The sequence below is a fragment of the Microvirga subterranea genome, from assembly GCF_003350535.1.
Lineage (GTDB): Bacteria > Pseudomonadota > Alphaproteobacteria > Rhizobiales > Beijerinckiaceae > Microvirga > Microvirga subterranea.
Genome location: NZ_QQBB01000001.1, coordinates 851,050 through 866,029, shown reverse-complemented (window position 1 = coordinate 866,029; position 14,980 = coordinate 851,050). Strand labels below are relative to the sequence as shown.

The 14,980-nt window shown below is 68.3% G+C and carries 14 protein-coding genes; 5 read left to right on the top strand and 9 right to left on the bottom strand.

Annotated elements, in window-relative coordinates; translation table 11 throughout:
• Positions 1–3: 3 nt before the first annotated feature.
• Entirely contained in the window at positions 4–1,116 is a 1,113-nt protein-coding gene (gene ribA, locus DES45_RS04090) for a GTP cyclohydrolase II RibA (RefSeq protein ID WP_114768843.1), read from the bottom strand.
• Between the two features lie 272 nt (positions 1,117–1,388).
• Here ribA and DES45_RS04085 point away from each other — a divergent pair, with 272 nt between their 5' ends.
• Complete coding sequence (locus DES45_RS04085) at positions 1,389–2,342, top strand: hypothetical protein (RefSeq protein WP_245429731.1); 954 nt, start codon at positions 1,389–1,391, stop codon at positions 2,340–2,342.
• On the opposite strand, the gene DES45_RS04080 is transcribed toward DES45_RS04085, so the two are convergent.
• A complete protein-coding gene (locus DES45_RS04080; RefSeq protein ID WP_114768660.1) occupies positions 2,305–3,261 on the bottom strand; it encodes a DMT family transporter in 957 nt (318 codons plus the stop codon). The two genes, DES45_RS04085 and DES45_RS04080, sit on opposite strands and share 38 nt — an antisense overlap.
• 222 nt (positions 3,262–3,483) lie before the next feature.
• Between DES45_RS04080 and DES45_RS04075 the strand changes: the two genes are divergently transcribed.
• Positions 3,484–3,786, top strand: coding sequence for a hypothetical protein (locus DES45_RS04075; protein WP_147282342.1), 303 nt, complete (start codon positions 3,484–3,486; stop codon positions 3,784–3,786).
• Positions 3,787–3,846: 60 nt separating this feature from the next.
• Here DES45_RS04075 and DES45_RS04070 read toward each other — a convergent pair whose 3' ends face one another.
• The 3 genes from DES45_RS04070 to DES45_RS04060 all read right to left on the bottom strand — a co-directional run bounded on the left by DES45_RS04070 (position 3,847) and on the right by DES45_RS04060 (position 6,411).
• Entirely contained in the window at positions 3,847–4,044 is a 198-nt protein-coding gene (locus tag DES45_RS04070) for a hypothetical protein (protein ID WP_114768658.1), read from the bottom strand.
• A gap of 57 nt (positions 4,045–4,101) precedes the next feature.
• A complete protein-coding gene (locus DES45_RS04065; protein WP_114768657.1) occupies positions 4,102–5,880 on the bottom strand; it encodes an SLC13 family permease in 1,779 nt (592 codons plus the stop codon).
• A gap of 63 nt (positions 5,881–5,943) precedes the next feature.
• Positions 5,944–6,411 (bottom strand): CAP domain-containing protein, encoded by a 468-nt coding sequence (locus tag DES45_RS04060; RefSeq protein WP_114768842.1) that lies wholly within the window; start codon positions 6,409–6,411, stop codon positions 5,944–5,946.
• A 153-nt stretch (positions 6,412–6,564) separates the two neighbouring features.
• Here DES45_RS04060 and DES45_RS04055 point away from each other — a divergent pair, with 153 nt between their 5' ends.
• Both DES45_RS04055 and recQ read left to right on the top strand, forming a co-directional pair.
• Positions 6,565–7,836: a BaiN/RdsA family NAD(P)/FAD-dependent oxidoreductase gene (locus DES45_RS04055; RefSeq protein WP_114768656.1), complete on the top strand. Its 1,272-nt coding sequence runs from the start codon at positions 6,565–6,567 to the stop codon at positions 7,834–7,836.
• Complete coding sequence (recQ, locus tag DES45_RS04050; protein WP_114768655.1) at positions 7,833–9,635, top strand: DNA helicase RecQ; 1,803 nt, start codon at positions 7,833–7,835, stop codon at positions 9,633–9,635. Before DES45_RS04055 ends, recQ begins: the two co-directional genes overlap by 4 nt.
• Before the next feature lie 81 nt (positions 9,636–9,716).
• On the opposite strand, the gene DES45_RS04045 is transcribed toward recQ, so the two are convergent.
• The 4 genes from DES45_RS04045 to DES45_RS04030 form a co-directional block, all read right to left on the bottom strand.
• Positions 9,717–10,856, bottom strand: coding sequence for a Gfo/Idh/MocA family protein (locus DES45_RS04045; RefSeq protein ID WP_114768654.1), 1,140 nt, complete (start codon positions 10,854–10,856; stop codon positions 9,717–9,719).
• A 14-nt stretch (positions 10,857–10,870) separates the two neighbouring features.
• A complete protein-coding gene (locus DES45_RS04040; protein WP_114768653.1) occupies positions 10,871–11,662 on the bottom strand; it encodes an ATP-binding cassette domain-containing protein in 792 nt (263 codons plus the stop codon).
• A gap of 1 nt (position 11,663) precedes the next feature.
• The gene (locus tag DES45_RS04035; protein WP_245429730.1) at positions 11,664–12,806 is read right to left on the bottom strand and encodes an ABC transporter permease; all 1,143 of its coding nucleotides are present in this window, start codon (positions 12,804–12,806) and stop codon (positions 11,664–11,666) included.
• 73 nt (positions 12,807–12,879) lie between these two features.
• Positions 12,880–13,821: a sugar ABC transporter substrate-binding protein gene (locus tag DES45_RS04030; RefSeq protein WP_114768652.1), complete on the bottom strand. Its 942-nt coding sequence runs from the start codon at positions 13,819–13,821 to the stop codon at positions 12,880–12,882.
• Positions 13,822–14,104: 283 nt separating this feature from the next.
• Here DES45_RS04030 and DES45_RS04025 point away from each other — a divergent pair, with 283 nt between their 5' ends.
• A complete protein-coding gene (locus tag DES45_RS04025; RefSeq protein WP_114768651.1) occupies positions 14,105–14,953 on the top strand; it encodes a MurR/RpiR family transcriptional regulator in 849 nt (282 codons plus the stop codon).
• Positions 14,954–14,980 lie beyond the last annotated feature (27 nt).

Genomic DNA, 14,980 nt, shown 5'->3' with positions numbered 1-14,980 from the left:
CCGCTAGTCTTTCATGGACGAGGCCAGCAGGCCTTCGATGTCGATGAAGTGGCCGGCCCGGTCGCGCTTGGAGGCCAGGTAGCTGACGTTCTCCGGCGTCGGGCGTCCGAGCACCCGGTGGTCGGAGATCACGTCGAGACCGGCCTTGCGAAGGGCGGCGAGCTTTTCCGGGTTGTTGGTCATGACCCGCACCGCCGTCACTCCGAGCTGGCGCAGCATGCCGGCCGCGAAGTCGAAGCCGCGCTGGTCCGCATCGAATCCCAGAACCTCGTCGGCGTCGTAGGTGTCGTAGCCCTGCGCCTGGAGCTTGTAGGCCCGGATCTTGTTGGCGATGCCGTTCCCGCGGCCCTCCTGGTCGAGATAGAGCAGGATGCCGCCCTCGTTCTTGGCCATGAAGCTCACGGTCCGGCGCAGCTGGTCGCCGCAATCGCATTTGAGGCTGCCGAAGAGATCGCCCGTCAGGCAGGCGGAATGCAGCCGCACGGTCACGGGCTTCGACAGGTCGGGATTGCCGACGATCACGGCCACCTGGTCGCGCAGGCCCTCGCCGCCGCGGAAGACCACGAACTCGCTGTTCGGGGCGCCTTCCAGGGGCACCGGGGCGCGGCTGACGATCTTCAGGTCGCGGGCCTTGGCGCGACGGTAGTCCCGGATCGCGGCGCCCGAGACCCGCGTCAGCGACGGATCGATCTCGATGCCGGAGGCGAGCGGGACCACGACCACCGCAGGAAGGACCAGGGATAGGCGGGCGAGCTCCAGCGCCTCCTCGTCGAGGGAATCGGCGGGCCGGACGGGCGCGTCGATGCGGCCGTCGACCTTGAGGGCCAGGGTCTCGATCCGCTTCCGGTCGACCGCCGGGAGGGCGACGATTGCGGGCTTGTCCCGCTCGAGGCCGAGGCGGCGCAGCCGGGCCGGCGGCAGGACGAGATGGGCGTGGCCGCCGGCGACCGCTTCGAGCTGGGCCGCCATGGCCTCATCCAGATCCTCGATGCCGACCACGAGCGCGCTCGCCTCCGCTCCGTCGATCACGACCGGGCGGGCGCTGCGGAACTCCATGACGGCCCGCTCGACCGAGGTGGTGGCGGGATCGTCGGACAGGCTCAGAACAAGGCGCATCATCAATCGAACTCAGGCGAACCCGTCTCTTTTCAGGAAATCGGTTCCGTGCAGAGGCGCTCCGCGCCTCACGTCAAGCTTGCGGACGTCCGGCACCTTATCACAGGCAGGGGACGAACCCTAATGACAGAGATGGGATGCCTGCCATGCTTCATCAACAGGCGGCCGCAGGGCGCCGCCTGGGCGCTCGACCCGGTGACGCTTGGAGAGTATCTGTACCGGCGGCCGGCTCCCGCCCAGGCCTCCTCCCGGTCGAACGCACGATGGTCCGCATGCTCCTGCCCCGCCTGGCTCTCCTCGCCGCCCTCACCCTCGCCACCGGCGCCGCCGCCGCCACCCTCGACGGCCTGGCGGTCGACGTGACGAACACGAGCGAACCCGTGCTCTGCGCCGAAAAGGACAACGTCTCCATTAATTTCGCCTCGCCCGAGGTCCGCACCTTCCGGATCGAGGCCGCCCACCCGGTCTATGTGGGCCACATGCGCCAGGACAGCTGGGAGCCGGACTGGACCGCCTGCGAGGACATCTCGGCCGAGACCTCGAACCATCCCCACCCGACCATGAGCAATCTCTACGAGAGCCCCGAGCTGCGGGTGACGGGCCTCTCCTACACCCATTTCTGGCGCCCGAGCGACGTGACGGTGCGGATCGGCGACCGGGCGGAGAAGAACATCCACATGATGCAGATCCTGAAGCGCCGGCAGGGCCGCGAGGACGAGGTGCTCGTTCTCTACCCCGCCGACGGCTACTGGCGGATCAAGCCCCTGCCGCCGGCCCATCTGGGCTGGAGCGCCTACGGCTCCTCGTTCCTGGTCGGCCCGGTGACCATGGAGCAGAGGCCGATCGTGGACCTGAAGGAGGTCGCGTTCGACCCCGCTTCCATGACCTTCACGCTGGCCTTCACGGCGGGCGGCAAGGCCACGGTGGCCGTGAAGGATCTCACGGAGGAGCGCCTGAACCTGGAGGTCGCCTTCGACCGGGCCATCGCGGGCAAGCCCTTCGCGGCCCTGCGCTCCATGTACGTGACCGAATTCAACGCCGACGTGGCCCGCATCGCCGCCCGGGAGGAGAACGCCCGCGCCTGGCGCGAGGAGCCGATCATGGGCTTCGGCAAGGCCAGGGCCACGGATGTGTGGATGGGCCGGCTGATCCCGTCCCGCCACAACACCAGCGCGCCCGACATGATGTTCAATCGCTTCCGCGCAGCGCCGGCTTCCGCGAACTGAACGCCCGGGCGATCCGCGCCACGAGGCGCCCGTCGATCAGGATCAGGCCCGCGCCGATCAGCGCCATGCCGGCCATGTGCCGGGGCTCGAGGGTCTCTCCCAGCACCAGCACGCCGAGCAGGATGGCGCTGACCGGGATCAGGAAGGTCACGAGGCCGACATTCGTGGCCCCGGCCCGCCCGAGCAGGCGGAAGAACAGGGTGTAGGCGAAGGCGGTCGAGAGCAGCGCCAGCCCGAGCATGGACGCGACCGTACCCGTGCTCGGCAGCGGCAGCGCCCACGGGTGGTCGACCAGGAGGGCGAGCGGCAGGAGGACGGCGCTCGAGGCCGTGACCTGGCCGGCCGCGGTGGCGAGCGGCGGAATGCCCATAGCCTTGAACCGCCGGCCGTAGACCCCCGAGAACGCATAGGACACCGCGGCCGCCAGCACGGCGAGCTGGGCCGGGACGGCGAGGTTCCAGGACTGGAGGGCGGCCCCGCCGATCATCACGGCGACGCCCAGGAACCCGACGACCACGCCGGCGAATCGCTGCCGGGTCAGGCGTTCGTCCGCCGTCAGGTAATGCGCGACGATCACGGTGAAGAGCGGCGTCGTGGCGTTCAGGATCGACGCGAGACCGCTGGCGATGTGCTTCTGCCCCCAGACGATGAGCGTGAAGGGGATCACGTTGTTGAGGATCCCCATCCCGAGAAACGCGACCCAGGCCTCGCGCTCCCGCGGCATCGGCACGCCCATGACGACGAGGATCAGCCTCAGGGCCAGCGCCCCCATGGCCACCCTGAGGGCGACGATCGTGAGGGGCGGCAGCTCCTTCACGGCGACGCCGATGAACAGGAACGATCCGCCCCAGACGACGGACAGGATGGTGAGCAGCGCCCAGTCGGAGGCCGTCATTGTCTTGTGGATAGTCGATGTCATTGCGCGTGGTCCCGAGCCCTGGAAACCCTATGGCACAGTCGACCCGCGGCTTCGACCCGTTTTCTGTGCCGCACGCCAAAGCCGCCGGGAGAGCCCTCAAGCCCTTGCGGCGCAACGGGTCTTCCGGCTCGCAGGCCACTTCTGAAAGGATTGATTTACGACAAAACCGGCTTCCGGCGCGGTTTTACTCCGCGTTCACGGCTTCGGTTCCAGTCTGGCTCCATGACATTTTCACAAGACGCCGTGACCGCCATGGGCCCGCATCCCTCCGACGACCGCTCGTACCTGACCGGCCCCTCCCGCGAGGAGCGGTACCGGTCCACCGGAAAGGCCGGCTTCTGCATCATGCCGACACCGCCGAGGCCCGCGCGCAACCACAGCTTCATCTTCGGGCGCTCGGAATCGCGGATCCGCCCCCTCCTGAACCAGGAGGAGCGCGACCGGCTCCATTGCTGGGCGATGCTCGTCGCCGTCGCGTCCTCGGCGGTCGGCACGACCCTGCTGCTCACCGCCGCCCTGCGTTAGTCCTGCGGCGCGTTCAAGCATAAAAAAGCCCGGGGTCCCGGGCTTTTTCCGTTTCTGACATCAGGCGATCGGCCCGGGCTGGCCGCCGGGCTGCGGCGGCGTCAGGGGCGTGTCCGGGGCACGGTCCGGATCGGTCGCCGGGATCTCGGTGGGCTCGCGGACCGGAACCTCCGTCGGCGTGTGGCCGGGAGGAACCGGATTGGAGGGCGGGCTCGGGGGACTCGGCTGCGGATCGTACGGGCCGGGGCCTCGGGTCATGACATCACTCCTGTTATGGGACTCGAGGGGTCAACGGAGGCGCCACCGGTCCGTTCCTCACCGGAGCGGCCAGAACACCATGATGAGCGGGATGCCGACCACGACGACGATGATCGAGAGCGGCAGGCCGAGCCGCCAGTAATCGCCGAACCGGTATCCGCCCGGCCCCATCACCAGGGTGTTGCACTGGTGTCCGATGGGGGTGAGGAAGTCGCAGGCCGCGCCGATGGCCACCGCCATCAGGAAAGGGTCAGGCCTGAAGCCGAGCTGCGTCGCGAAGCTCGCCGCGATAGGCGCCATCACGAGTACGGTGGCGGCATTGTTGAGGAACGGCGTCACCGCCATGGCGGCCACCATGATGAGCACGAGCGCGCCGGTCGGCGGCAGCATGTTGGCGGCCGACGAGAGCCACCCGGCGATCAGGTCCGTGCCGCCGGTGGTGCGGATCGCCTCGCTGACGGGGATCAGCGCCCCGAGCATCACGATGATCGGCCAGTCGATGGTCTCGTAGGCCTCGCGCAGATTCAGCGAGCCGAACAGCACCAGCAGAACCCCCGCCCCGAAGAACGCGATGGCGACGGGCAGGATGTTGAAGGCCACGAGCACCATGGCGGCGGCCAGGATGGCGATGGGCAGGAGGCTGCGCCGCGCGCTCCCCAGGCGGATGTCGCGCTCTGCGAGCGGCAGGCAGCCGAGTTCCTTGAGGGTATCCGGCAGCTTCTTCAGGTTGCCCTGGAGCACGATCACGTCGCCGGGGCGAAGATTGATCGTGCGCAGGCGCTCCGTGAAGCGCTGCCCACTGCGGCTGACCGCGATCAGGTTGACGTGAAAGCGCTCGAACAGGGCGATGCGCTCGGCCGAGATGCCCGTCAGGACGGAATTGGGCCCGATCACCGCCTCGATCACGCCGATCTCGTCCGTCGCCTCGTCCATCTCGGGCTGGCGGTGCTCGCGGGAGAGCTTCAGGCCGGCCCGCGCCACCGCGCTTTCCAGGGCGTCCGGCTCGCCTTCGAGCATGAGCAGGTCGTTCTCGCGGATCGTGGCGTCCGGCAGGGGGCTGGAGCTGCGGGTCTCGTTGCGGATGATCGCCGCGACCTTCACCTCGTCGTTGGCCATGCGGCGCAGGTCCGCCACCGTCTGCCCGGCGATCTCAGATTCCGGCGTCACGCGGGCCTCGGTCACGTAGTTCTTGATGTTGAGAGCCTCGTCGAGGGATGCCGCCCCCTTGCGGCCCTGAGGCAGGAGCCGGTAGCCGAAAGCCAGGAACACGACGCCCGCGAGCGCGATGCCGGCGCCGACCGGTGTAAAGTCGAACATCCCGAAGGGCTCGCCGAGCAGCTCGCCCCGCACCCGTGACACGATGATGTTGGGCGAGGTGCCCACGAGGGTCACGATGCCGCCGAGCAGCGACCCGAAGGCCATCGGCATGAGGAATGCGGACGGCGAGGTGTTGGTGCGCCGCGCGATCTGGAACGCCACCGGGATCATCATCGCGAGCGCCCCGATGTTCTTCACGAACGAGGACAGCACCGTCACCACGCCGACGAGCACCACGATCTGGATCTGGGTGGTGCGCAGGTAAGGGGCGATCCGGTTCAGGCCCGCTTCGAGCACCCCAGACTTGGAGACGGCGGCGCTCACGAGGAGCGCGCTCGCCACGATGATGACGATGTCGTCGCTGAAGCCGGAGAACGCCTTGTCGGCCGGCACGATGCCGACCACCACGGCGACGAGGAGCGACAGGGCCGCCACGACGTCGTAGCGGAACCGGCCCCACACGAAGAGCGCCATCATCCCGGCGACGATGGCGAAGGCGAGCATTTGTTGATGGGTCATGGAGTGCGCGAAGAGAGGAACCTCCTCGGTAACGCGCAGCCTTCTCCTTTGTGCCGTGGGCCCTTACTGGCCGAGGACGAGCGCCCAGTACCGTCCGTAGCCGCCCTGGGCGTCGGCGCGCGCAAGGCCGATCCGGCGGGCCTGCGGCATGAGCAGGTTCTCGTTGTGGCCGGGCGAGGCCTTCCAGCGGTTGACGGCACCATCGACCGACGAGGAGCCCGCGGACAGGTTCTCGGCCGCGTAGCCGGCGATGCCGAACTTGTCCATGCGGCTGCTGAAGCTGCCGTGGCTGAGCTTGCCGGCCGCCGCCACGACCCGGGCCTGGTACGCTGCCGCCTCGTTCAGGCGCGAATCGACCGTCACGGGGCTCAAGCCCCGGGAGGTGCGGTAGGCCGAGATCAGGGCCGCCGCTTGCGCGGCGTCGCTGGTCGAGGTCGAAAGAACCTTGTGGTTCTCGGTGAGGGCGATGTCGCCGGCGCATCCAGCCAGCGCCAGGCCGGCCAGGACGCAGAAGGAGATGGCCTTCTTCATCGATTTCCCCTTGAGGCGGCGTTCATCGCCGCTCCCCTTGAAAAAAACCTCCGTGGCAGTCATGTGCAAGACCCATGTCCGCCCGAAGCCGCTGCATGCCACGCCGCCGGCCGAGGGTCCAGAACCCTCCTGTCTTCCGCGTCAGCTGATCGCATGTCCCTGCCCTCCTCCCCTCCCCGCGTCGCCGTCATCGGCGGCGGCCCTGCCGGGCTGATGGCGGCGGAGGTCCTCGGGCAGGCCGGCATCACCGTCACGGTCTATGACCAGATGCCCTCGCTCGGACGCAAGTTCCTCATGGCCGGCCGGGGTGGGCTCAATCTCACCCACAGCGAGGATTTCGAGCGCTTCACACAGCGCTATGCGGAGGCCCGGCCGCAGCTCCTGCCCGCTCTCAAGGCCTTCCGGCCCGAGGACCTGCGCGCCTGGTGCGAAGGCCTCGGCCAGGAGACCTTCGTGGGGTCGAGCGGGCGGGTGTTTCCGAAGGCCTTCAAGGCCTCTCCCCTCCTGCGGGCCTGGCTCGCCCGGCTCGGGCAGCTTGGCGTGACATTCCGGCTCCGGCACCGCTGGCAGGGCTGGGACGAGGAGGGCTACCTGGTCTTCAGCGGTCCGGACGGGAAGACGGTTCAGGAGAAGCCGGACGCGACGGTGCTGGCCCTCGGCGGCGCGAGCTGGCCGCGGCTCGGCTCCGACGGGACCTGGACGGCGGCTCTCGCAGGACGCGGAATCGGCGTCTCTCCTTTGCGGCCGAGCAACATGGGCTTCGTGGTCCCCTGGTCGGACGTGATGCGCGCCCGATTCGCGGGCGAGCCCCTCAAGCGAATCGCCCTGACCTTCGATGGCATGACCGTCCGCGGCGAGGCCGTCGTCACGACGGACGGCATCGAGGGTGGCGCGGTCTATGCCCTGTCGGCCCGCCTCCGCGACGCCATCGAACGCGACGGCCGGGCAACCCTCCTCGTCGATCTGCGCCCGGACCTTTCGGCGGAGGCTCTGGCGAAGCGGCTCGACGCGCCGCGAAAAGGGCAGTCGGCCTCCACCTTCCTGCGCAAGGCGGCCGGGCTGTCGCCGGTCGGCATCGCCCTGTTGCGCGAATCATCCGCCGCGCTGCCCGCGGATGCGGGCGACCTCGCCCGCCTCATCAAGGCCGCTCCCCTCACCCTCACGGGCGTGAAATCCCTCGAGCGCGCCATTTCCAGCGCCGGCGGCATCGCGTTCGACGAAACCGACGAGCACCTGATGCTGCGCCGCCTGCCCGGGACCTTCGTGGCCGGCGAGATGCTGGACTGGGAGGCGCCGACCGGCGGGTACCTGCTCCAGGCGACCTTCGCGACCGGGGTCGCGGCCGCCAGAGGCGTGCTGTCCTATCTCGGGATTCCCGATGCCGCATTGACGCGGAGTCCCGCGTCGGCCACACGGCAGCCGTGACCAACCCGCTCCAGATTCTCCACGACGTCTTCGGCTTCTCCTCCTTCCGCGAGGGACAGGAGGAGATCGTGCGCGCCGTCCTGGCCGGGGAGGACGTGCTCGCCGTCATGCCGACCGGCGCCGGCAAGTCCCTGTGCTACCAGCTGCCGACGCTCGTGCGGAACGGGCTGACCGTCGTGGTCTCGCCGCTCATCGCCCTCATGCGCGACCAGGTGGAGGCCCTGCGCCATTTCGGCGTCGAGGCCGGGAGCCTCAACTCCGCCAACGATCAGGCCGAGAACCGGCGCGTCACCGATTCGATCCGCGACGGGCGCATGCGCCTGCTCTACGCCTCGCCGGAACGCCTCGCCAACACGGGCGCGACCGAATGGCTCGCGCGGGCGGGCGTGAACCTGCTCGCCATCGACGAGGCGCATTGCGTCTCGCAATGGGGACACGATTTCCGGCCCGAATACGCGCTCCTCGGCGAGGTTCGCCGACGCCTCGGCGGCGTGCAGACCATCGCGCTCACGGCCACCGCCGACGTGGCGACGCGCGGCGACATCATGCACCGGCTCTTCGAGAGCGAGCCGCGCATCTTCATTCACGGCTTCGACCGGCCGAATCTGCGCCTCGCCATGCAGGCCAAGGAGCATTCGAGACGCCAGCTCTTCTCGTTCCTCGACAAGCACCGGCACGAGAGCGGCATCGTCTACTGCTCGTCGCGCGACGCGACGGAAAAGCTGTCGGACTCCCTGAACCAGGCCGGTTACCGGGCGCTGCCCTACCATGCGGGCATGCCGCAGGGAGACCGGGCCAAGAACCAGGACATCTTCCTGCAGGAGGACGGGGTCGTGATGGTGGCGACGGTGGCCTTCGGCATGGGGATCGACAAGCCGGACGTACGCTTCGTGGCCCATGCGGCCCTGCCGAAATCCATCGAGGCCTATTACCAGGAGATCGGCCGCGCCGGCCGCGACGGGGCGCCCGCCGACACGCTCACCCTCTACGGCCTCGACGACATGCGCCTGCGCCGCATGCAGATCGAGGACAGCGACGCGCCCGACGAGCAGAAGCGGGTCGAGCGCCAGCGGCTCAATGCGCTGGTGGCGCTCTGCGAGGCGCCGCGCTGCCGCCGCCAGACCCTGCTGGCCTATTTCGGCGAGACGACGGAGCCCTGCGGCAACTGCGACCTGTGCATCGACGGCGTCATGTCGTTCGACGGCACCATCGAGGCCCAAAAGCTCCTCTCGGCCATCGTGCGCACCGGCGAGCGCTTCGGCACGGAGCATCTCATCAGCATCCTGGTCGGCGAGCGCACCGATTCGATCGGCCGCTTCGGCCACGACAAGCTCAAGACCTTCGGGGTCGGCAGCGACCGCTCCAAGACCGAATGGCGCTCCCTCCTGCGGCAGATCTATGCGGCGGGGCTGGTCGGCCTGGAACTCGCCGAATACGGGCGCTGGACCATCACCGACAAGGGAGTGGCGGTCCTCAAAGGCCAGGAGCGGATCGAGCTGCGCTCCGACGTGCTGATGAAGCCGAGCGAGCGCCGCCGCCGCCGCTCGCGGATGGAGGCGGAATCCGTCGTGCCGGGCGACGATCCGCTGCTGCTCGACCTCAAGGTCCTGCGCACCCGCCTCGCCAAGGAGGAGGGCGTGCCCGCCTACGTGATCTTCTCGGACCGCAGCCTGTTCGACATGGCCGCGAAACGGCCCACCACGATCCGCGCCTTCGGCGAGATCCATGGTGTCGGCCAGGCCAAGCTCGACCGCTACGCAGAGGCGTTCCTCGAGGTGCTGAAGCAGCACGCGGCGTAAAACCACGCTGTCATTCCGGGGCCGCAAAGCGGAGCCCGGAACCTATAAACATCATCGTGTCGGAATGACGAGGGTGGGCTCCTAAGCCGCCCGTTTCCCCTGATCCGTCGCCACGTCCACCCACTGCCCTGCATGGGCGCTGCGCGCGATGGCGTCGACCGTGCGCTCGATGCGGATGCCGTCCTCGAACTCGATCAGCGTTGCGGCCTCGCCCCGGATGCGTCCGATGAGCTGGCGGCACTCGATGATCTTCAGCTCGTTGAAGCCTAGGCCGTGGCCTGGGGCCGGGATGAACTTGTCATAGGGTGGGTGGTGCGGCGCCGTGAGAATGGTGCGGAAGCCCTGAATCTCCTTCGGACCGTCCGTCGTGTAGAGCTGCACCTCGTTCATGCGCTCCTGGTCGTACACGACGGTGCCCTTGGAGCCGAAGAGTTGCACGAAGATGCGGCCCTTGCGACCCCAGGCGGAGCGGTTCAAGGCGATCACGCCCGACGCGCCATTCTCCAGCTCGATCAGCGTGGTGGCGATGTCGTAGGTCTCGACAGCGCGACGCCCGCCTTCACGCAGCGGACGGTCCGCGTAGGGCTTCGCCATGTGGCTGCAGACGCGCCTGACGCCGCCGAAGAGCGTCCAGACCAGGCTCAAGGCGTGGACGCCGAAATCGTCGAGCGCGCCGTGTCCGGAGGTCGCCTCGCTCTTCCAGTAGAACAGCTCCTCCGGGTCGGCCATGAAGTCCTCGTCCATCTCGAGGCGGACATGATTGACCTCGCCGATCCGCCCCTCGTCGAGGAGGCGACGGATCAGGCGGACGACCGGGTTCTGGATGTAGTTGTAGCCCAAAGCCGCGACCTTGCCGGAAGCCCGGGCGGCGGCGAGCATCCGCTCCGCGTCAGTAAGCTTCGTGGCCATCGGCTTCTCGCACCAGACGTGCTTACCGGCCTCCAGGGCCGCAATCGCCATGTCGGGATGGAAGGCGTTCGGCGTCGTGATCGACACCACGTCGACCGCCGGATCCGTCACGAGGGAGCGCCAGTCCCCCGTCGCCTGCTCGAAGCCGAGCTCCCGCGCCTTTTTCTCCGCCAGCTCCTGCGAGGCCTCCGCCAGCACCGCGAGACGCGGACGCTCCACGTCGCCGAAGACCGGCGCGACGGAGTTCCAGGCCAGCGCATGGCACTTGCCCATGTAGCCCGTGCCGATGAGGCCGACGCCGAGAGGTGTCATGTCCTGCTTTCCCCTTAGACCATCCCGCCCAGCTCCTCGGACACCGCCTGCAATTCCTTGCCGCCGGCCATGAGGTTCTGCAACGCCTCGATCTCGATCTCGGATTTTTTGTACGTGCCGAGCGTCTTGCCGCGGTTGAGCACGGTGAAGCGGTCGCCGACCGCATAGGCGTGGCGCACGTTGTGGGTAATGAAGATGACGCCGAGGCCCTTCTGGCGGACCTGGTGGATGTATTTCAGCACCATCGAGGTCTGGGCGACGCCCAGCGCCGAGGTCGGCTCGTCGAGGATCAGCACCTTGGCGCCGAAATAGACCGCGCGCGCGATGGCCACGCATTGCCGCTCGCCGCCCGAGAGCGTGCCGACCGCCTGGTGCGGATCGCGCACGTCGATGCCTATCTTGTGCATCTCCTCGCGGGTGACCGCGTCGCAATGGTCGAAATCCACGAAACGGAACGGCCATACGCCCTTCACGGGCTCGCGCCCCATGAAGAAGTTGCGCGTCACCGACATGAGCGGGATCATGGCGAGGTCCTGGTAGACCGTCGCGATACCGGCATCCAGCGCGTCGCGCGGGCTTAAGAAAGTCACGTTCCGCCCGTCGACCAGGAACTCGCCGCTGGTCGGGCGGTGAACGCCCGACAGGGTCTTGATCAAGGTCGACTTGCCGGCGCCGTTGTCGCCGAGCAGGCACATCACCTCGCCGCGGTTGACGGTCAGCGACACGCCGGAGAGGGCGATCACCGAGCCGAAATGCTTCACGACGTTGCGGATGTCAATGAGAGGAGCATTCGATGCCGTGTCCATGTCAGCGCTCCCCCGTCACCTTGCGGCGGATGAAGTTGTTGAACAGCACCGCGAGCAGCAGCATGGCGCCGAGGAACACCTGGAACCAGTCCGAGTCGAAGCGCGTGTAGGTGAGGCCGATCGACACCATGCCGAAGATGATGGCGCCGAAGAACGCCCCGATGGCGGAGCCGTAGCCGCCGGTGAGCAGGCAGCCGCCGATGACCGCCGCGATGATGGCCTCGAACTCCTTCTGGAAGCCGCGCCGCGCGTCGGTCGAGCCGGCATCGAGCACCGTGAGGACCGCTACCAGGGCTGCCGCGCAGGCGGTGAGCATGAAGAGCGCGGTCTTCACCCGGTCGACCGGCACGCCGGAGTTGCGCGCCGCGTTGGCGTCGCCGCCCGCAGCAAAAATCCAGTTGCCGGCGCGGGTGCGCAGGAGAAGCCAGGTGGCAAGGAGCGCGAAGCCGACGAACCAGACGATGGAGACCGGGACCCCCGTCACGGTCGGCTGGCCGTTCGGGAACTTGGCGATGACGTCGTGCGCCGCAAGCCACGAGAACACGCCCTCGAAGGCGACGCCCGAGAAGAGCTCGCGGACGATGCCTTCGCCCGCCTGGTCGCCGATGCCGCGCATCTGGGTCGATCCGCCGGTCGCCCACTTCAGTCCGACGAGGGAGAGCCCGCGCAGGATGAAGAGGAACGCGAGCGTGACGATGAACGAGGGGAGCCGCGTGCGGATCACCATCTGGCCGTTCAGGCCGCCGAGCACCGCCGCCACCGCGAGGGTTCCGGCAATGGCGAGCAGCAGCGGCCAGCCGCTCAGCGTGATGAACGCGCCGAAGACGAGGCCCGTGAAGGCCACCATGGAGCCGATGGAGAGATCGAACTCGCCGCCGATCATCAGCAGGGCCGCCGCGATGGCGAGGATGCCGAGCTGCGAGGCGGGCGACAGGATGTTCATGATGCCCGCCAGCGTGAACATCGAGGCGTCGGCGGTGGAGAAGAAGAAGATCGCGACCAGGACCAGCCCGGCCAGGGCGCCGAGCTCGGGGCGCCGCATGATCTTGGTCAGGAAGGAGACCTCGCGCAGACGCTCGTCCTGAATCTTCTTGACGGCTGGCGCCGGAGACAGATCTGCGGTCGGCTGGGTCGTGTCCGCCATGGGAGCCTTCCCTCATGAATGCCTGGAAAATAGAGGAGCCCGCGACCCGGTCGGCCGCGGGCTCCGGCAACGATCAGCGAATGCCCTTGGCGGACAGGTCGATCACCTGGGCGGCCTTTTCTTTCGTGACCAGGTTCGGGCCCGAAGCGACGTCGCCGCCGGGCATGAGCCCGTACTTGGCGTAGTTGGCCAGGAACACCACGGGGAGGTAGCCCTGCAGGAACTGCTGCTGGTCGATGGCGAACACTGCCTCGCCGCTCGCCACCGACTTGAGGAAGCCGGCCGACATGTCGAAGGTGGCGACCTTGATCGCACCCGTCTTGCCGGCATCCTTCACGGCCGCGACCGAGGGCTCGCCCGCCGTGCCGGCGCCGAGCGCCAGGATCGTGTCGATGGCGGTATCGGCCGCGACCGCCGCCTTCACCTTGGCGCGCACATCCGCCGGGTCGTTCGTGACCGGCAGGACCGTCACCTTGCCGCCGAACCCTTCCGTGAAGCCCTTGCAGCGCAGGTCGAGCGATACGTTGCCGACCTCCTGGTTCACGCACAGGCCGACCTTGCCGCCCATCTCCTTGAGCTTGGCGCCGGCGATGCGCCCGGCCTCGACCTCGTCCTGCCCGACATGGAGCAGCGCGCCGAGCTTCTTCGACACGTCGGAGCCGGAGTTCATGGAGATCACCGGGATGCCGGCGGCCACCGCCTTCTGGATCGACGGGCCGAGCGCCGAGGCGTCGGGAATCGACACGATCAGGCCGGCCGGCTTCTGGTTGACGGCCGCGTCGATGAGCTGGCCCATGGCGACCATGTCGAAGGTTTCGGGCGCCCGGTAGTCGACCTGGACCTTCATGTCCTGGCCGCCTGCCGCCACGCCGTTCTTCACCACCGACCAGAACGGGTCGTTGGCCTGGCCGTGGCTGACCACGATGATGCGGGTATTCTGCTGCGCGGCGGCCGGAGCCACGGCTGCCAGGGTGAGGGCTGCCGCGGCAGCCAGACGTGTTACGAGCGACTTCATCTGTTTCCTCCCAGTTTGTCTGCACTCGAGCATCGCCCCGGACGCCCGGCTGCGACGAACGCTGCGGCCGAAGGGGCCGCGCGATGGAGTTCGGCAGAGAAGGAGGCAAGGTGATTCGGGCCGCGAATCCTTTGTCCCAAGGCGTTTCCTCTGCCGGCCCGACCACTCGAAAACGGAATGATCGAGCGTTTTGTGGTTATCTTTAGAATTTTTATTCCATTTCTTGGGGATCGGTGTCAAGTTCCCGTCAGGTCAGGTGCGGCAAGGGGAGAACCGACGGGCGATGGAGGAGCGTTCAGCATCAGTCACGGATGCGATCCCGGAGGATTTCGAGAGCCTGAGGGCTCTCCTGCTCGCCCGCCGCGACACGATGCCCAAGCGGCTGAAGCAACTCGCGGCCTTCGCGCTGGACCACCCCGAGGAAGTGGCGTTCGGGACCGTGGCCGGTATCGCCGAGCATGCGGGCGTCCAGCCCTCCACCCTGGTGCGCTTCGCCAAGAGCCTCGGCTATGACGGCTTCTCCCACCTGCAGCAGATCTTCCGCGACCGCCTGCGCGAGCGCTTTCCCGACTACCGGGAGCGCCTGCGGGTGCTGCGCGATTCGGAGGGAGCGCACGTCCATTCGGCCTCCCTGCTCGAAGGCTTCACGGATGCGGCGGCGATCTCCCTCGACCGCATGCGCGAGTCGGTGCGCCCGGAGGAGTTCTCCCGTGCCATCGAGACGCTGGCGAAAGCCGACACGATCTATCTCTTGGGCGCCCGCCGGGTCTTCCCGGTCTCGGCCTATTTCGCCTACGCGTTCGGCAAGCTCGGGGTGCGGGCGATCCTGATCGACCACATCGCCCAACTCGGGCCGGAGCAGCTCGCGACCGCCACGGAGCGGGACGCGGTGCTCGCCATCAGCTTCACGCCCTACTCGCCCGTGACGGCGGATCTTGCCGCGGCGGCGGCGCGCAAGAACATTCCCGTGGTGGCGATCACCGACTCGGCCTTCAGCCCCCTGGTCACGAGCGCGGATGTGTGGCTCGAGGTGGCCGAGGCCGATTTCGGCGCCTTCCGGTCCCTGTCGGCCTCCTTCGCGCTCGCCATGGCGCTCGCCGTCGGTACCGCCGAGCGACGGGCGGAGGCCTGAGCCGCAACAAAAAGGCCGGGACATGCC